Source organism: Vibrio sp. 1069 (assembly GCF_033340555.1).
Genome location: NZ_JAWOWP010000004.1, coordinates 260,204 through 276,274, shown reverse-complemented (window position 1 = coordinate 276,274; position 16,071 = coordinate 260,204). Strand labels below are relative to the sequence as shown.

Annotated in this window: 15 protein-coding genes and 1 riboswitch; of the genes, 7 read left to right on the top strand and 8 right to left on the bottom strand. The window is 46.1% G+C overall.

Going from position 1 to position 16,071, the window contains the following annotated elements:
- The first annotated feature begins 239 nt into the window (after positions 1–239).
- From argR to R7040_RS09290, 4 genes are all read left to right on the top strand, one after another.
- A complete protein-coding gene (argR, locus tag R7040_RS09305; RefSeq protein WP_005379659.1) occupies positions 240–710 on the top strand; it encodes a transcriptional regulator ArgR in 471 nt (156 codons plus the stop codon).
- Positions 711–1,115: 405 nt separating this feature from the next.
- Positions 1,116–2,084, top strand: a complete 969-nt coding sequence (locus tag R7040_RS09300; protein WP_005379657.1) for a TAXI family TRAP transporter solute-binding subunit — start codon at positions 1,116–1,118, stop codon at positions 2,082–2,084.
- 291 nt (positions 2,085–2,375) lie between these two features.
- Positions 2,376–4,955 carry a TRAP transporter permease gene (locus R7040_RS09295; RefSeq protein ID WP_017820274.1) on the top strand — a complete coding sequence of 860 codons (2,580 nt, stop codon included), beginning with the start codon at positions 2,376–2,378 and terminating at the stop codon, positions 4,953–4,955.
- A 45-nt stretch (positions 4,956–5,000) separates the two neighbouring features.
- Entirely contained in the window at positions 5,001–5,438 is a 438-nt protein-coding gene (locus tag R7040_RS09290; RefSeq protein WP_005379654.1) for a universal stress protein, read from the top strand.
- Between the two features lie 63 nt (positions 5,439–5,501).
- On the opposite strand, the gene R7040_RS09285 is transcribed toward R7040_RS09290, so the two are convergent.
- Complete coding sequence (locus R7040_RS09285; protein WP_318096706.1) at positions 5,502–6,578, bottom strand: alkene reductase; 1,077 nt, start codon at positions 6,576–6,578, stop codon at positions 5,502–5,504.
- Positions 6,579–6,670: 92 nt separating this feature from the next.
- Here R7040_RS09285 and R7040_RS09280 point away from each other — a divergent pair, with 92 nt between their 5' ends.
- Positions 6,671–7,618 carry a LysR family transcriptional regulator gene (locus tag R7040_RS09280; RefSeq protein WP_005379650.1) on the top strand — a complete coding sequence of 316 codons (948 nt, stop codon included), beginning with the start codon at positions 6,671–6,673 and terminating at the stop codon, positions 7,616–7,618.
- 18 nt (positions 7,619–7,636) lie between these two features.
- Here the strand turns inward: R7040_RS09280 and thiQ are convergent, their stop codons facing one another.
- The 5 genes from thiQ to mpl form a co-directional block, all read right to left on the bottom strand.
- On the bottom strand, positions 7,637–8,341 hold the full coding sequence (gene thiQ / locus R7040_RS09275) for a thiamine ABC transporter ATP-binding protein (protein WP_005379648.1): 705 nt from the start codon (positions 8,339–8,341) through the stop codon (positions 7,637–7,639).
- Complete coding sequence (gene thiP, locus R7040_RS09270) at positions 8,341–9,927, bottom strand: thiamine/thiamine pyrophosphate ABC transporter permease ThiP (protein WP_318096705.1); 1,587 nt, start codon at positions 9,925–9,927, stop codon at positions 8,341–8,343. Before thiP ends, thiQ begins: the two co-directional genes overlap by 1 nt.
- A gap of 41 nt (positions 9,928–9,968) precedes the next feature.
- Positions 9,969–10,961, bottom strand: a complete 993-nt coding sequence (gene thiB / locus R7040_RS09265) for a thiamine ABC transporter substrate binding subunit (RefSeq protein ID WP_005379642.1) — start codon at positions 10,959–10,961, stop codon at positions 9,969–9,971.
- A 72-nt stretch (positions 10,962–11,033) separates the two neighbouring features.
- Positions 11,034–11,170: riboswitch (TPP riboswitch) on the bottom strand.
- A 37-nt stretch (positions 11,171–11,207) separates the two neighbouring features.
- Positions 11,208–11,846, bottom strand: coding sequence for a flavin prenyltransferase UbiX (locus R7040_RS09260; protein ID WP_318096704.1), 639 nt, complete (start codon positions 11,844–11,846; stop codon positions 11,208–11,210).
- 5 nt (positions 11,847–11,851) lie between these two features.
- Positions 11,852–13,210 carry a UDP-N-acetylmuramate:L-alanyl-gamma-D-glutamyl-meso-diaminopimelate ligase gene (gene mpl, locus R7040_RS09255; RefSeq protein ID WP_033906021.1) on the bottom strand — a complete coding sequence of 453 codons (1,359 nt, stop codon included), beginning with the start codon at positions 13,208–13,210 and terminating at the stop codon, positions 11,852–11,854.
- A 312-nt stretch (positions 13,211–13,522) separates the two neighbouring features.
- Between mpl and fbp the strand changes: the two genes are divergently transcribed.
- Together fbp and ppa are read left to right on the top strand one after the other, a co-directional pair.
- A complete protein-coding gene (fbp, locus tag R7040_RS09250; RefSeq protein WP_005383114.1) occupies positions 13,523–14,539 on the top strand; it encodes a class 1 fructose-bisphosphatase in 1,017 nt (338 codons plus the stop codon).
- Between the two features lie 127 nt (positions 14,540–14,666).
- Complete coding sequence (gene ppa / locus R7040_RS09245; protein ID WP_318096703.1) at positions 14,667–15,197, top strand: inorganic diphosphatase; 531 nt, start codon at positions 14,667–14,669, stop codon at positions 15,195–15,197.
- Positions 15,198–15,270: 73 nt separating this feature from the next.
- On the opposite strand, the gene R7040_RS09240 is transcribed toward ppa, so the two are convergent.
- Both R7040_RS09240 and R7040_RS09235 read right to left on the bottom strand, forming a co-directional pair.
- The gene (locus tag R7040_RS09240; RefSeq protein WP_025768360.1) at positions 15,271–15,633 is read right to left on the bottom strand and encodes a DUF2799 domain-containing protein; all 363 of its coding nucleotides are present in this window, start codon (positions 15,631–15,633) and stop codon (positions 15,271–15,273) included.
- Positions 15,634–15,682: 49 nt separating this feature from the next.
- Positions 15,683–16,030 carry a gamma-glutamylcyclotransferase gene (locus tag R7040_RS09235; RefSeq protein ID WP_025768359.1) on the bottom strand — a complete coding sequence of 116 codons (348 nt, stop codon included), beginning with the start codon at positions 16,028–16,030 and terminating at the stop codon, positions 15,683–15,685.
- Positions 16,031–16,071: the final 41 nt, after the last annotated feature.

The following is a 16,071-nucleotide window of genomic DNA, read 5'->3' as shown; positions in this document are numbered from 1 at the left end:
TCGCGCAACTCGCTGTTACCGTGCTACAAATGGGGCTTGGATTATTCTTTTATTCTGTTGAAATGACAAGGAATTCAAGAAAACAGATACGGCCCTACTTCAGCGCGCTAAAGAATTCTATGTGGTATATAGTTTACAGTGACGCATCTAACATAATCCTGGGACTCTTTGGCACCGCCTGAATATATATGCGAGAATATGCAAAATTGCTTACCCGTAATAAGAGATTTGTAATGACTATGCGCAATTCAGAAAAACAAGACAACTTAGTTCGCGCCTTTAAAGCCCTGTTAAAAGAAGAAAGCTTTGGCTCACAGGGCGAGATTGTTGACGCACTCAAACAGCAAGGGTTTGAGAGTATCAACCAATCTAAAGTCTCACGTATGCTGACTAAATTTGGCGCCGTCCGTACGCGCAATGCAAAAATGGAAATGGTTTACTGTCTTCCTGCTGAGCTAGGTGTCCCAACAGTCAGCAGCTCTCTGCGTGAACTGGTACTAGACATCGATCGTAACGCAGCGTTAGTGGTAATTCACACCGGCCCAGGTGCAGCACAGTTGATTGCTCGCTTGCTTGATTCACTCGGTAAATCCGAAGGTATTCTTGGTGTTGTCGCAGGTGACGATACCATTTTCATTACGCCAACCATGGCAATTACGACTGAGCAACTCTTCAAATCAGTGTGCGAGCTGTTCGAATATACTGGTTAAGTTCTATAAAGCTTCAATCAGCTAACTCATTGTGGGTTATAAAAGAAGTCTCATTTTGTAGCCCATAATTTATGTAAATTTTTTGCTTACTCCGCTCATTCTTTAACCACCCATTTTGTGATTAACATCACGCAATTGATCTTTTTCATTTCAGTCACTAAACGTTAATTAAGTAATTGTTATAAAAAGAATTAAATCACAAATTGAATCCTATCCCCTGATACAAAATTCAGACTTATCAACTATAACATTTAACAATTGGATAATTTTCTGCCAATTTTTTGTTATGATTCGCTCGCTTTTTCAAACGATTGGATTGAAAAAGGTGCCGTTTCCAAATAGGAAACTCCAGAAGTGATTTATGGTTATTTCCGGGTAAATAATGAATATAAGGAAGGGAAATTCATGGCATTTAACAAACTTCTCAAAGTAGGCGCTATCGCTGCAGCCGTAATGGGCGCAGGCGCAGTTAACGCTCAAGAGTTTATTACCATCGGTACTGGCTCTGTGACTGGTGTTTACTACCCAACTGGTGGTGCTATCTGTAAGTTGGTAAATAAAGGTCGTAAAGACCACAACATCCGTTGTTCAGTAGAATCAACTGGTGGCTCAATTTACAACGTTAACACTATCCGTGCAGGCGAATTAGATTTTGGTATCGTGCAATCGGATTGGCAGTACCACGGCTACAACGGTACGAGCAAGTTTGAAGAACAAGGCCCGTACAAGAAGCTACGCGCAATGTTCTCTCTTCATACAGAACCTTTCAACATCATTGCGCGTGCAGATTCAGGTATTGAAAACGTTGAAGACCTGAAAGGTAAGCGTGTAAACATCGGTAACCCAGGCTCTGGTGACCGTGCAACGATGGGCGTTGTCATGGAAGCGATGGGGTGGACAAACGACAGCTTCAAATTGGCGTCTGAGCTAAAAGGCTCTGAACGCTCTCAGGCACTTTGTGATAACAAAATTGACGCCTTCATTTACATGGTCGGCCACCCGAACGGTTCAATCAAAGAAGCAACCACATCATGTGATGCGAAGCTAGTTTCAGCAACAGGCCCTAAAATCGATAAAATTGTTGCCGACAACCCATACTACGCCTTTAGCTCAGTACCGGCTGGTATGTACCGCGGTACAGACAAAGACGTAAACAGCTTTGGTGTTGCAGCAACAATGGTAACGACCTCTGATGTTTCAGACGATGTCGCTTACAACGTGGCAAAAGCTGTGTTTGAAAACTTTGACACCTTCAAGCGTCTACACCCTGCATTCGCAAACTTGAAGAAAGAAGACATGGTGAAAGCTGGTCTTTCTATTCCTCTTCACCCAGGTGCAGAAAAATACTACAAAGAAATGGGTCTAATTAAGTAATTTCCTCAGACTCTACATACAGGCAGGAAAGAATATTTTCTGCCTGTTTGAGCATACAGGTTGTAGCACGTTCTAACTATATGCTTCATTCGCCAGTTTTCTTCTGAAAACTGCGAGCTCATACCCAAGAAAACTTAAACGCCGCCTAACAGAGTATCCAACAATCAACACTTTGAGTTCAGGCAGCAAAATACTCGAAAGCAAACTTCGCTCCATTCACTACACTGATAGAGGCGAAGTGTGGTTCTCGATAAAAATCAGACAGGACCATCAATAATAAGGAAAAAGTACATGGCGACGAATCAAGCTCCGTCACAAGATGTGCAAGAAATGGTGGCTCAGGCAGACACAGGTGCACGTAGCCCTTCGGGAATGCAAGGACGAATCCTTTGGTTTGTTCCTCTGTGTTGGTCACTATTTCAATTATGGTACGCATCCCCGTTACCATTTATTTTCAATTTTGGCGTACTGAACGACACGGAAGCGCGATCTATCCACCTTACTTTCGCGATCTTTTTGGCTTTCACTGCTTATCCAGCGATGAAGAACTCTCCTCGCGATCATATCCCTCTTGTTGATTGGATACTCGCGTTGGCTGGCAGCTTTTCAGCAGCCTATATATACCTTTTTTATACCGAGCTAGCAGGACGCTCAGGCGCACCGACAACAGTTGATATCGTTGTTGCTGTTATCGGTATGCTCCTCCTTTTAGAAGCAACACGCCGAGCACTTGGTCCACCATTAATGGTCGTGGCTGCTGTTTTCCTTACTTACACCTTTGCAGGCCCTTACATGCCTGACGTTATCGCGCACAAAGGGGCAAGCTTGAACAAGGCCATGTCTCACTTGTGGCTAACAACTGAAGGCGTATTTGGAGTTGCGCTAGGTGTTTCTACCTCTTTTGTCTTCTTGTTTGTATTGTTTGGAGCAATGCTGGAACGCGCTGGTGCTGGTGCTTACTTCATTAAAGTTGCCTTCTCGTTGCTTGGCCATATGAAAGGTGGTCCAGCTAAAGCGGCCGTTGTTGCATCAGGTTTATCTGGTCTGGTTTCTGGTTCTTCAATCGCAAACGTAGTAACAACTGGCACCTTTACCATTCCACTGATGAAGCGTGTTGGCTTTCCCGGCACAAAAGCGGGTGCGGTAGAGGTAGCGGCTTCAACCAATGGTCAGTTAACACCGCCAATCATGGGTGCAGCAGCATTTTTGATGGTGGAATACGTCGGTATCTCCTACGTTGAGGTGATTAAAGCTGCCCTACTTCCAGCGCTAATCTCTTATATTGCTTTAATTTACATTGTTCACCTTGAAGCATGTAAAGCAGGCATGACAGGCCTTCCTCGTCGCCACAACCCAACACTAGTACAAAGTCTGCTGTCCTTTACTGGCACAATCTTAGGATTGTGTGTGATCAGCGCATTGGTTTACTACGGAGTGGGTTGGACAAAGGACGTCTTTGGTGATGCCGCGACACCAATTGTTACCGTCGCACTATTAATCGCGTACGTTGGGTTGGTGAAAGTCTCAGCAAATCACGTGCAAGATGGCGCAATTGAGATTGATGCAGAATTAACAGAAGTACCTGATCCTGGCCCAACCGTTAAGTCAGGCTTGCACTACCTACTCCCTATCGTCGTATTGGTTTGGTGTTTGACTGTCGAACGTTTCTCACCTGGCCTTTCGGCATTCTGGGCAACGGTGTTCATGATTTTCATTTTGCTGACTCAACGTCCGTTGATTGCACTGCTGTCAAAGCAAGGTGACATGCTTCAGCAAACCAAAGATGGCTTTGTCGATCTTGCCGAGAGCTTAGTTTCTGGTGCGCGCAATATGATTGGTATCGGCGTTGCAACTGCGGCAGCGGGCACCGTTGTTGGTGTTGTTACACTAACGGGAATCGGCCTAGTGATGACCGACTTCGTCGAGTTTATCTCTGGTGGCAGCATCATTCTTATGCTGCTCTTTACCGCCATCATTAGCTTGGTTCTGGGGATGGGTCTGCCAACAACGGCGAACTACATCGTGGTCTCTACGCTAATGGCGCCGGTTATTGTTACGCTCGGCGCGGCGCATGGCTTGATTATTCCGTTGATAGCGGTGCACTTGTTCGTTTTCTACTTTGGTATTTTGGCCGACGATACCCCACCTGTAGGTCTTGCAGCTTTTGCAGCAGCCGCAATTGCGAAATCAGATCCAATTCGTACCGGTATCCAAGGTTTTACTTACGATATTCGAACCGCTATTTTGCCGTTCATGTTTGTGTTCAATACCCAGTTATTGTTAATGGGGATCGACTCTTGGTGGCATTTGGCACTCACGGTCATCTCATCGATCATTGCAATGCTGATATTCTCTGCGGCAACTCAAGGGTGGTGGTTCACGCGTAACAAGTGGTGGGAAACAGTCCTATTATTAGTACTGACGTTTTCGTTTTTCCGTCCAGGTTTTTGGTGGGACATGCTGTACCCAGCGAAAGTTCTTTCTCCTGGCGTTGAGGTAGCTCAAATCACGGAAACACTAAATGTAGGAGAATCATTGGAGTTACGTGTTGCCGGTGAAAACCTTGAGGGCGACTACATTGAGAAAACGGTTCGTCTTCCATTCGAAGACAGTGCGACAACAGCAGACGCACGTATTTCATCTATGGGTCTGATGCTGACCGAAAGTGACAACAAAATGATTGTCGATATGGTTGAATTTGGTAGTCCAGCAGAGTCCGCAGGTATCGACTTTGATTGGGAAATCAAGTGGGTTATCCAGGATGCAGACCGTCCGATGAAAGAGTGGGTGTTTGTACCATGCTTAATGATTTTGCTGGTGCTTGCCATGAACCAAAAACGTCGTGCTCGTAAGGAACAATTGAGCGCATAACCGATTTGGCCCCGAGGATAAAGGGGCCTTAATGAGAGACATTGAATGTACAAACAAATTCTTGTTCCGGTTGATCTAAATGACCAAGGCTTTTCAGACCGAGCGGTTGAACTAGCGGTTTGGCAGGCAAAGCAAGCAAATGCTCAAATCCATCTTCTGACGGTACTACCTGGTATTCACATGTCGATGGTTGCCACATACTTTCCGAAAGATGCTGCGGCCAAAATGAAGCAAGACGTGAAGCAGCAACTAAAAACTTTCGCTAATGAGCATATTGCTGAAGATGTGGTTTACCAAGTGCATGTTGCTGAAGGCAAGGCCTACGCGACCATTCTTGATTATGCAGAACGTTTAGGCGCTGATCTCATCATTATGCCAAGTCACAAGCGCTCTAAAATCAATAAAGTAATGCTTGGCTCTGTCGCGAGTAAGGTTGTGGAATATTCTCCAATCAATGTGATGGTCGTAAAACCGCAAGGCTAAGTAAATACAGAAACGAAAAAGGACGCTAACATTAGCGTCCTTTTTATATTAAACAAGTAAGGGTTATGCCATCACTGGGTAATCGGTATAACCTTCTGCTCCACCCAAATAAAAGTGTTCTGGTTTCGCCTCATTAAGAGGTGCATTTTTCTTAAATCGCTCGACTAAATCTGGGTTTGCGATAAAGGGAACGCCAAATGCGACCACATCAACTTTGTTTTCTGCAATTGCTGTTGCCGCTTCTTGTGCACTGTAGCCCACGTTCGCCATTAAGTGACCTTGATAGTTTTCGCGTGCTGGCTTGAGAACATCTGCTTTTTGTACGCCTTTCAGATCCGCACGCATCACGTGCCAATAAGCAAGATCGAAAGAATTAAGTTGCTCTGCTAAGTAACGCACCAAGCCAACTGGATCACTGTCTTTCATGTCATTAAATCCATTTAGCGGAGATGTACGCAGACCGACTCTTCCAGGTCCCCACACCTCAACGACTTCTTTCACTATCTCAAGTAAAAATCGAGCACGATTTTCAACCGAACCACCGTATTCATCGGTACGTAAATTTGAACCGTCACGAAGGAAGTTATCAATAAGATAACCATTGGCGCCATGTATCTCGACCCCATCAAAGCCGGCTTTCTTGGCGTTTTCTGCACCTTGTTTAAACGCCGCAACAATGGAAGCTATCTCATCCACTTCGAGTGCTCGTGGTACCGTATATGCTTGCTTACCCGAAGGGGTATGGACTAATTCATCACGAATGGCCAATGCGCTCGCCGCTACAGGTGTTTTTCCTTCATTCAGATCAGGATGACAAGCTCGTCCCGCATGCCAAATTTGCAGTGCAATCTTACCGCCTCTCTCATGAACCGCATCCGTTACCTTTTTCCAAGCTGCGATTTGCTCTTCGTTGTAAATGCCCGGCTCTGCCATGAAAGCAGACGTACCTTCCATCACCATGGTGCATTCAGCGATGATAAGTCCGGCACTCGCACGTTGAGCGTAGTATTCAACCATAAGGTCATTAGGAATATGGTCTGCGCCAGCACGAGCTCGCGTTAAAGGCGCCATAATGGCACGGTTATCTAATGCTAATTGACCGAGTTCGATAGGAGAAAATAAGTCTACAGAGTTGGACATGGTGTTTACCTCAAATGACAATAACTTGATGGCTAAGGATGAGGTGCCAGACTATAATCAGATTAATATTGAAACAATATGGATAATTGAAAGTGATTGTTCGCAATTTAGAAACAATTGACTTTAGAACGCTTTCTATCTTTGTCACAAGCTGTCGACTACTGAGCTTAACCAAGTGCGCGCTGGAGTTAAACCTACCAAAATCTACTGTTAGTAAAGCCATAACCAAACTCGAACAACACTTTGAAGCCAAACTGCTAGAGCGCACAACCCGAAAGTTAGTGATCACCGAAGCTGGCCAAATGGTTTTAGAGCGTGCTGCAAGCTTAGTTGAGGAATTCCACTCAATTGGCCATGACGTTCAGGAGATGGAACAACAGATCCAAGGCCGGCTGCGTATTTCCGCGCCACCAGCGTTGGATGCGTATATGGCGGAACACATCTTTTTGCCATTTTTAAAACAATGGCCAAAAGTACAAATTGCGTTAGAAGCATCGAACGATTTTGTTGATCTCTTTTCACACGGCTTTGATATGGCAATTCGAGTCGGTCAGATAGTTGATGATCGATTGATCGCAAAAAAATTAGGCTATACCACTCGAGTTCTGGCTGCTAGCCCTGAGTATTTAGCTGAGTTCGGCGTACCTGAAACGCCAGAAGACCTGACAAAACACAACTGTTTGAGGTATCAATATGTTTCAGAAATAGGGCCTTGGACGCTGATCTCACACGATAATACCGTCAATGTTTCAATAACCAGTAACTTCTCAAGTACAACTGTAGAAGCAATATTGAAAGGCGCACTTAAAGGACTAGGCATCGCTAACTTACCTGTGCAAAACATGACGCAAGAGCTAGAAAGTGGCACCTTAGTCAGAGTGTTGCCGCAATGGCACACGGTACCAATGCCTATTTATCTAGTCTATCGTCCTGGAGCAAACCGCCCACGGCGCGTACAAGCAATGATTGACCATATCATGAGCTTAAGATCTCAATTTGAATTTGGCCCTAGGCATGGTTTGTGTTGCGGAGAAGCATGACCTAGCAACTATCAGGCACTAGCATGCGGCTCGGATAAATGCCGCAAGCTTCTCACTAGCATGCTGTTCACTCAATGCAGACATATCACCCGCGGCTTCCACTTTCCCATCCGCCACAAACACAAAGTGGCTGGCAATCGCTTTGGCATCGCTTAAATGGTGCGTGACCATCAATACGGTTATTCCCCGCTCTGCTGCCAGTTTTTTTACCAAGCTCAGCATCTCTTCACGCAACACCGGATCAAGCGCCGAGAACGGCTCATCCAATAGCCACATGGGATGAGGCTGAACAAAACAACGCGCTAAGGCAACACGTTGACGCTGGCCACCAGAAAGATGCTCTGGCAAACGGTCGAGGTACTCTGCAACACCAACTTGCTGCGCGGCTTGTTCAATCTGACGATTTTGGTCCACCGTGAGCTTTAGCCCCGGGTGTAAGCCCAAACCGATGTTGTCACGCACCGATAAATGAGCAAACAAATTGTGCTCTTGGAACAACATAGAGAACGGACGCAGATAAGGCTCTTTACGCACAATGGACTCACCATCAACACAAATATCACCACGGTCAGGATGGATGAATCCTGCCACCAACGCCAGCAAGGTTGACTTCCCTGCCCCACTTGGTCCCATCAGCGACACAATCTGTCCTTGCTCAATCGTTAAGTCAAAACGAAACAGTTCACGTTGGTAGGTGTACTGCACATCATCCAACACTAACATTACGCTCTCTCCTTCGTTTTCAATACTTTCTCAATCAAGGCAAAACAGCCCACACTCAACAACAATAGGGTCACCGATACCACCGCAGCTGCGTCCATCTGATAACTGCCAAGCAACTGGAACAAATACAGAGGTAAGGTACGAAACTCTTGTCCACCAAACAGTGCTATGGCACTTAAATCCCCTATTGCAAACATAAAGCTGATCGCAAACGCATGTGCAAACGGCTTGCGTAGCGCCTGCCACTCCACCACTTTAAACCGTTGCCAGCCACGCATGCCTAAGCTGGCACATACATACTGATACTGTTGTTCAATGTGCAGCATTGGCTGCGCTAGCGTTTTGATCACGTAAGGCAAAGCCATCAAACCGTTCACCCAAATCACGACAAAAAATGCCAAGCTAAAAACATCGGTAAATGCGCGCAGTAGTAAGAATAAACCGGTGCTAATCACCAGACCTGGAGTCACCAAAATAACGGTGCCGATTAACTCAATCTGATCGGCTCGCGTGTTTTTGTACTGCAACCGCCAACGGCGACTGGTCAATAGTATGGACACCCCTGCAGCGACCGCAAGCGCGCTAGCGACACAGGCGACTTTGAGGGAGTTCAATAGCGCAGACCAAAAACGCTCATCGGTTAATACTGTCCAAACTTGTTGGTTGATGCCACTCAGTAACACCATCAATAACGGCGGTATTACCAGTAAAAAGGCACCTATGATCCAAAAGCTATCCCAAGCTTTTGACCACCCATGATCCTTCGTTAAATATTGCTGTACCGATGTGCTTCCAGCACTGATAGAAACAGGCCTTGTTAACTTCTGCACTCCAATAGCAAGCAGTCCACATAACAGCATCTGCCACAGCGCCAATAACGCCCCAGCTTGTAAATCAAAATCAAACTTAATCGCTTGGTAAATGGCCAATTCAATGGTGGTGGATTTTGGCCCGCCCCCCAACGCCATTACAGTGGCAAAACTGGTAAAGCACAACATAAACACCAACCCACAAACGTGGGGAAGCTGCTGCCTTAAACGCGGCCATTCTACCCAGCGAAACTTATCCCAATGACTCATCCCAAGATGCGCGCAAAGCTTATGCTGCTCGGCAGGAATAGACTCCAAGGCTTGCAGAAGCAATCGTGCCGCGTAAGGTAAATTAAAGAACACATGGGCGAGTAAAATGCCGTTCAAACCGTAAATAGAGAATGGCAGTTTAGTGTCGAAACTTTGCAACCACTGCGCCAACAAACCACTGTTGCCATAAATCGCTAACAGCCCAAAAACACCAACCAAAACCGGCAAAACCAGTGTCGATGCAAACAGCTTAAGCAGTAATGATTTACCAATAAATTGGCGACGCGAAAGTGCGTGCGCTACTGGAATGGCAAAGCCAACACTGAGCAATGTGGAAAGAAACGCTTGGTAGAAACTGAACTTGGTGACATGTTGATAGTACGGGTCGCCCCATACCACAGACACATCAAGTGAAGGGGCTTGAACAATCAAAGCACCTAGGGCAGAAATAACAAAGGTCGCGATGATCATCGCGACCCCTAAACCTATTTTTGGAACAGAATTCAAAGGTAAAACCTATCTCATTCAGATGAGGATGGAAACGTCAGCTAAAACGTCAATGCGCTTTGCCATTCGCGAATCCAAGACTTACGCATTTTTGCCACTTCATCAGCACTAAAGCTCAACGACTTGCTTGGAACACTCAAAGTTTCAAAACCTTTAGGTAACTCAACGTCAGTGACTGGGTACATCCAGTTACCCGTTGGCATCGCCGATTGGAACTCATCACTTAAAATGAAACTCATAAATTGATCAGCAAGTTCTGAATTTTTTGCCCCTTTCACTTTGGCGGCTACTTCAACTTGCATGTAGTGGCCTTCAGCAAAATTCGCCGTAGCAAACTTCGAATCGTTTTCCGCAATTAAGTGGTACGCAGGTGAAGTGGTGTAAGAAAGCACTAAATCGGACTCACCATTGAGGAACATAGAATACGCCTCAGACCAACCTTTCGTGACCGTTACGGTTTTGCTCGCTAGCTTCTGCCACGCTTGCGTCACATCGTCGCCATAAATAGATTTCATCCATAGCATTAAGCCTTGGCCCGGCGTTGAAGTCCGCGGATCTTGGTAAATCACTTTCAGATCGTCGCGCGTTTCCACCAGCTCTTTCATGCTTTTCGGCGGATTAGCGAGTTTCTCTTTGTTGTACACAAACGCGAAGTAGCCGTAATCGTACGGTACAAACGTCGTGTCGCTCCAACCGTTTGGTAACACTGTGTTAGCCGTATCCACATTGTGCTCGGCAAGCAGATCGGTTTTCTTCGCTTCTGCCATCAGATTGTTATCCAAACCTAATACGATGTCCGCTTTGCTATTACCGCCTTCAAGACGAAGACGATTCAGAATCGACACACCATCGTCCAACGCTACGAAGTTAACGTCACAGCCACATTTTGCTTCAAAAGCTTGCTCGATTTTAGGACCCGGCCCCCAATCTGCGGCAAAAGAGTCGTAGGTATAGATGGTTAATGTGTTTTCAGCGGCAAACGCTGAAGTAGAGGTGATTGCAGCTAGGGCAATCAGATTTAGAGTGGGTTTCACTGCTCGCTCTCCATGAGTATTTCAGAGAAATAAGTTGAGCGGCACAGGGTTTGAGGCGGCTATTAAGGACTTCCAATATCCAGACTCAATTCCTACGCCAGCATTATCTGGTTCAGGTAATACGGGTCCCTAGTTAAACACTTAGGTCTCAGCGCCCCAATGCATTGATTGACTCAATGCTAAATGGGTTTGCTCCCCGATGAGTTGGATGGATTGTAAAGGTATTTGAGTGGTTACACAATCAGCTCACGAGCGCTGGTCATAACCCCAACGAGGCACCAAACCTTGCTCAATACCTAAGTGGTCAAGAATTCTCGCCACCATAAAATCCACTAAGTCTTCAATACTCTTTGGCTGATGATAGAAGCCTGGAGCTGCTGGCATGATGGTGGCGCCCATTTGCGACAGTTTGTGCATGTTCTCCAGATGCAGCGTTGAAAATGGTGTTTCGCGAACCACGAGCAACAGCTGCCCGCGCTCTTTCATTACCACATCAGCGGCCCGCTCGATCAAGTTATCTGACATACCATGCGCAATCGCTGCAACGCTTCCCGCAGAACATGGGCAAACCACCATTTGCTTTGGTGCAGCAGAACCAGACGCAACCGGTGAGAACCAGTCATCTTTACCGCAAACGGTGATGTTATCGGGATTGCAGTTCAGGTGCTCTACCAATGCTTGCTGCGCCGCTTCTGGGCCACTTGGTAGCTTAAGATTATGCTCGGTTGCCATCACGACACGAGCCGCCGAAGAAATCAGAACGTAGACATGATAATCCGCCGCAACCAAGCATTCTAAAAGACGAAGGCCGTAGGGAGCACCAGAAGCACCCGTTAATGCCAACGTGATGGCTTTTTTATGAGAGGGTTGTGTTTTGTTTTGCATATCAATCAGGCTTTTTGTTTTAACTGCTCAAGAAGTTTTCCGTGAATACCACCAAAGCCACCGTTGCTCATGACTAGAATTTGGTCACCTGGTCGCGCACGTTCGACGATCTTGGCTACAAAGTTATCTATATCCGCATCGACAAACGCTGGCTGTGTGCATTGGTCGGCAATGTCTTGCACAGACCACTCGATATTATCTGGCTGGAACAAGAAGACTTCATCTGCACTGTGTAGTGACTCTGCAAGTGTGTTTTTGTGTACACCACGCTTCATGGTGGCAGAACGCGGCTCTAACACAGCAAGGATGCGTTTTTCACCTACCTTGTTACGCAAACCACCGACAGTAAGTTCAATTGCCGTTGGGTGATGCGCAAAATCATCGTAAACCGTCACACCTTGTTCTTCACCTTTCAGCTCTAAACGGCGCTTGGTATTGATGAAACGCCCTAATGCCTGGCAAGCAAGATCCGGAGTGACTCCAACATGTCGTGCAGCAGCGATTGCCATCAGTGCATTATCCACATTGTGGTCACCCACCAAATTCCATTCGACGGTACCAACCTTCTCGCCTTGCAACGCAACGTCAAATTTTGAGCCATCAAGCACTAATTTGTGCGCTTGCCAGTCACCATTCTCACCAGAGAACTGTTTTTCAGTCCAGCAGCCACGCTCTAATACATCCGCTAACGCCTGATCTTTTCTCGGCGCTAAGATCAATCCATTGCCCGGTACAGTTCGCACTAAATGATGGAATTGGCGCTTGATCGCTTCTAGATCATCGAAGATGTCAGCATGATCGAACTCAAGGTTATTCATGATTAAAGTGCGAGGATGGTAATGCACAAACTTAGAACGCTTATCGAAAAAAGCACTGTCATATTCGTCCGCTTCAACGACAAAAAACATGCTTTCACCCAAACGAGCAGACACTCCGAAGTTACCGAGTACCCCACCGACTAAGAAACCCGGTTGATAACCACAATCTTCAAGTATCCAAGCAAGCATGCTCGACGTGGTCGTTTTCCCATGTGTACCCGATACCGCCAATACCCAACGATCATGCAGCAAAAACTCGTTGAGCCACTGCGGGCCAGAGGTGTAACGCATGTTAGTGTTGAGCACATGCTCGACACAAGGGTTGCCACGGCTCATCGCATTACCAATCACCACAAGATCTGGTTGGGGGTCGAGTTGAGACGGGTCAAAGCCTTCAATAATTTCAATACCTTGAGACTCAAGCAGTGTGCTCATTGGCGGATAAACGTTGGCATCAGAACCAGTGACTTTATGTCCTAATTGGCGCGCTAGAATCGCTGCGCCGCCCATAAATGTGCCACAGATACCCAAGATATGAATGTGCATAAACTAAACCTTGTAATGCGTTTTTTAATGCTTTCATTATCGCGATTACCGCCTGAAAAGCGAGTGACTTTAGCCTTCTTCTTGCAGTCCCTTTCACAAATATGACAAGGTTGAACACAGACTGTACAACCTCTTGCTTACTGATGAATCCCTCAAACAAGTCTACAAATAAATTGAGATCTCAAACAGTTACTTCATTACCATTAAAAAGATCTGCGACTTAAACTTACATCCAGCGCAATCGTTTAACATCCATAAAGAGATGCTCACTTGCGCACTACCCCCAATGAAATGAAAATGTAAGGATTAACCATGTCAGGACTGCGCACCCTAGGCGAGTTCATTGTCGAAAAACAAGCGGATTTCCCCCACGCTAGCGGTGATCTATCATCCCTTTTAGCCTCCATTCGTTTAGCTGCAAAAATCGTTAACCGCGAAATCAACGCAGCGGGTCTCGGTGATATCACTGGTGCTGTAGGCACGGAAAATGTCCAAGGTGAAGATCAGCAAAAGCTCGATGTTTACGCGAACGATAAGTTCAAAGCCGCGCTTGAAGCTCGTGACCAAGTGTGTGGCGTTGCCAGTGAAGAAGAAGACGAAGCAGTTGCGTTCAATAAAGAACTCAACCAAAACGCCAAATATGTAGTACTGATGGACCCACTTGATGGTTCTTCTAACATCGATGTGAACGTCTCTGTTGGTACTATCTTCTCGATTTACCGTCGTGTTTCTCCAATCGGTACTCCACCAACTGAAGAAGACTTCCTACAACCTGGTCACAAACAAGTGGCTGCGGGCTACGTAATTTACGGCTCCTCCACCATGTTGGTATACACAACAGGTAACGGCGTAAACGGCTTTACTTACGACCCATCTATCGGCAGCTTCTGTCTTTCTCATGAAAACATGATGATTCCTGATGATGGTAAGATCTACTCCATCAACGAAGGTAATTACATTCGTTTCCCTCAAGGGGTGAAGAAGTACATCAAGTACTGCCAAGAAAACGTGCCAGAAGACGGTCGCCCATACACTTCTCGCTACATTGGCTCGCTGGTTGCTGATTTCCACCGCAACCTACTGAAAGGCGGTATCTACCTTTACCCAAGCACACAAAGCCACCCACAAGGCAAGCTACGCCTGCTTTACGAATGTAACCCTATGGCATTCCTCATTGAGCAAGCTGGCGGCATTGCATCGGACGGCGTGAATCGCATTATGGACATCAAGCCTACTGAGTTGCACCAGCGTGTACCTTTCTTTGTGGGTTCGAAGAACATGGTTCGCAAAGTTGAAGAGTTCCTTGAACTGCACCGCGACGAAGAATAATTTCAGACCTTTGTCCAACGCGGCAGGTGTTTACCTGCCGCGTTTTTGTCGCTAAAGTGAAACGCGAATTTATCATCAGATGAAGCCGCTTTTGTGTGACTCATCGTTAATGAAAAGGAATATTCTAATGAGCTTAAACCATGTACCAGCAGGCAAGTCGCTGCCTGAAGATATCTATGTCGTTATCGAAATTTCAGCAAATGCAGATCCAATCAAGTACGAAGTAGATAAAGACTCTGGTGCTGTATTTGTCGACCGTTTCATGTCTGCACCAATGTTCTACCCATGCAACTATGGCTACGTGAACAATACCCTGTCTCTTGATGGCGACCCAGTCGACGTATTGGTACCAACACCATACCCACTCATGCCAGGTTCAGTCATTCGCTGCCGTCCTGTTGGCGTTTTGAAGATGACAGATGAATCGGGTGAAGATGCAAAAGTGTTTGCGGTTCCCCACTCAAAAATCTCGAAAGAGTACGAGCACATCCAAGATGTGGACGATATCCCAGAACTACTGAAAGCGCAGATCACGCAATTCTTTGAGCGTTACAAAGAGCTTGAAGCAGGCAAATGGGTGAAAGTGGATGGGTGGGCAGATGTTGCTGCCGCTAAAGCTGAAATCCTAGAATCTTACGAGCGAGCTCAGAAAAAATAAGCATCACTGCTGATACAAAATTAAAAAGAGCTGCTCTAGGGCAGCTCTTTTGCTTTCATCTTACCTGTGTCAACTAGATAGGTGCGCCTGCTGAAGACATTCGTCCAGCGTCGTAGTCATGTTGAAAGAAGGGGTCAACATCATCACAAATGCCAAAATACGGACGCCCGATAACACCGAGCATATAAGCACTTTGCTCACAATACTCTTGCTTGCCTTGCTGGTAACCCGCTTGATAAGCCATTATCAGTTCTGGCGTCGCATGGTTAACATCATCCAGCTTCGCAATTCGCTCCTCAGATAACTCCCGTAATCCATCTAAAGCTGACTGCTTACCAAACACTTGCCAATCGGTCACATTATTCGAAGTCGGTAGTGTTGTTTGTGCGCATGCAGCAAGAAGCAACGCCATTACTCCAATTACGAATGTTTTCATCGTGACTCCTTAGTGTTTAGCTCGTTGCTATTGATAATGTCAGTATAGCTCACACCTTTTGACACCAATCGCCGGAAGCGATTTCTTCGGTTAATTGCTCAGTATCTTGATATAAGTAGATCCAAGCTTGGCCAAACGGCGTGACGATGCTCTCTCGGCGATATTCCACTGGCACATCTTCTAACCTATCTAGCTCAGATAAGGTTTCATCATCAATCAGATACACTTCACCTTGAATCGAGCGTTGCCCAACAGACAACGCTGGATAAGGGCCTAAGTCATACATTGCAAATTGAGCATCCGTTTCATGTAAACCAAGAAACTGCGCCGAGCGCAAATACTGATGGTTGTACTCTCCCTTGCGTAACGTGCCGTAGACAAAAATCAAATGCTGCATAACCACTCCTTAGTCATGACTGTGTATGCTTAGGTTAAAGC

What these genes read in the sequence shown, in the direction of transcription:
- R7040_RS09300 (WP_005379657.1), top strand. Translation starts at nt 1,116, where the DNA reads ATGGCATTTAACAAACTTCTCAAAGTAGGCGCTATCGCTGCAGCCGTA.
- R7040_RS09290 (WP_005379654.1), top strand. Translation starts at nt 5,001, where the DNA reads ATGTACAAACAAATTCTTGTTCCGGTTGATCTAAATGACCAAGGCTTT.
- R7040_RS09235 (WP_025768359.1), bottom strand. Translation starts at nt 16,030, where the DNA reads ATGCAGCATTTGATTTTTGTCTACGGCACGTTACGCAAGGGAGAGTAC.
- ppa (WP_318096703.1), top strand. Translation starts at nt 14,667, where the DNA reads ATGAGCTTAAACCATGTACCAGCAGGCAAGTCGCTGCCTGAAGATATC.
- R7040_RS09285 (WP_318096706.1), bottom strand. Translation starts at nt 6,578, where the DNA reads ATGTCCAACTCTGTAGACTTATTTTCTCCTATCGAACTCGGTCAATTA.
- fbp (WP_005383114.1), top strand. Translation starts at nt 13,523, where the DNA reads ATGTCAGGACTGCGCACCCTAGGCGAGTTCATTGTCGAAAAACAAGCG.
- R7040_RS09295 (WP_017820274.1), top strand. Translation starts at nt 2,376, where the DNA reads ATGGCGACGAATCAAGCTCCGTCACAAGATGTGCAAGAAATGGTGGCT.
- mpl (WP_033906021.1), bottom strand. Translation starts at nt 13,210, where the DNA reads ATGCACATTCATATCTTGGGTATCTGTGGCACATTTATGGGCGGCGCA.
- argR (WP_005379659.1), top strand. Translation starts at nt 240, where the DNA reads ATGCGCAATTCAGAAAAACAAGACAACTTAGTTCGCGCCTTTAAAGCC.
- thiQ (WP_005379648.1), bottom strand. Translation starts at nt 8,341, where the DNA reads ATGTTAGTGTTGGATGATGTGCAGTACACCTACCAACGTGAACTGTTT.
- R7040_RS09260 (WP_318096704.1), bottom strand. Translation starts at nt 11,846, where the DNA reads ATGCAAAACAAAACACAACCCTCTCATAAAAAAGCCATCACGTTGGCA.
- R7040_RS09240 (WP_025768360.1), bottom strand. Translation starts at nt 15,633, where the DNA reads ATGAAAACATTCGTAATTGGAGTAATGGCGTTGCTTCTTGCTGCATGC.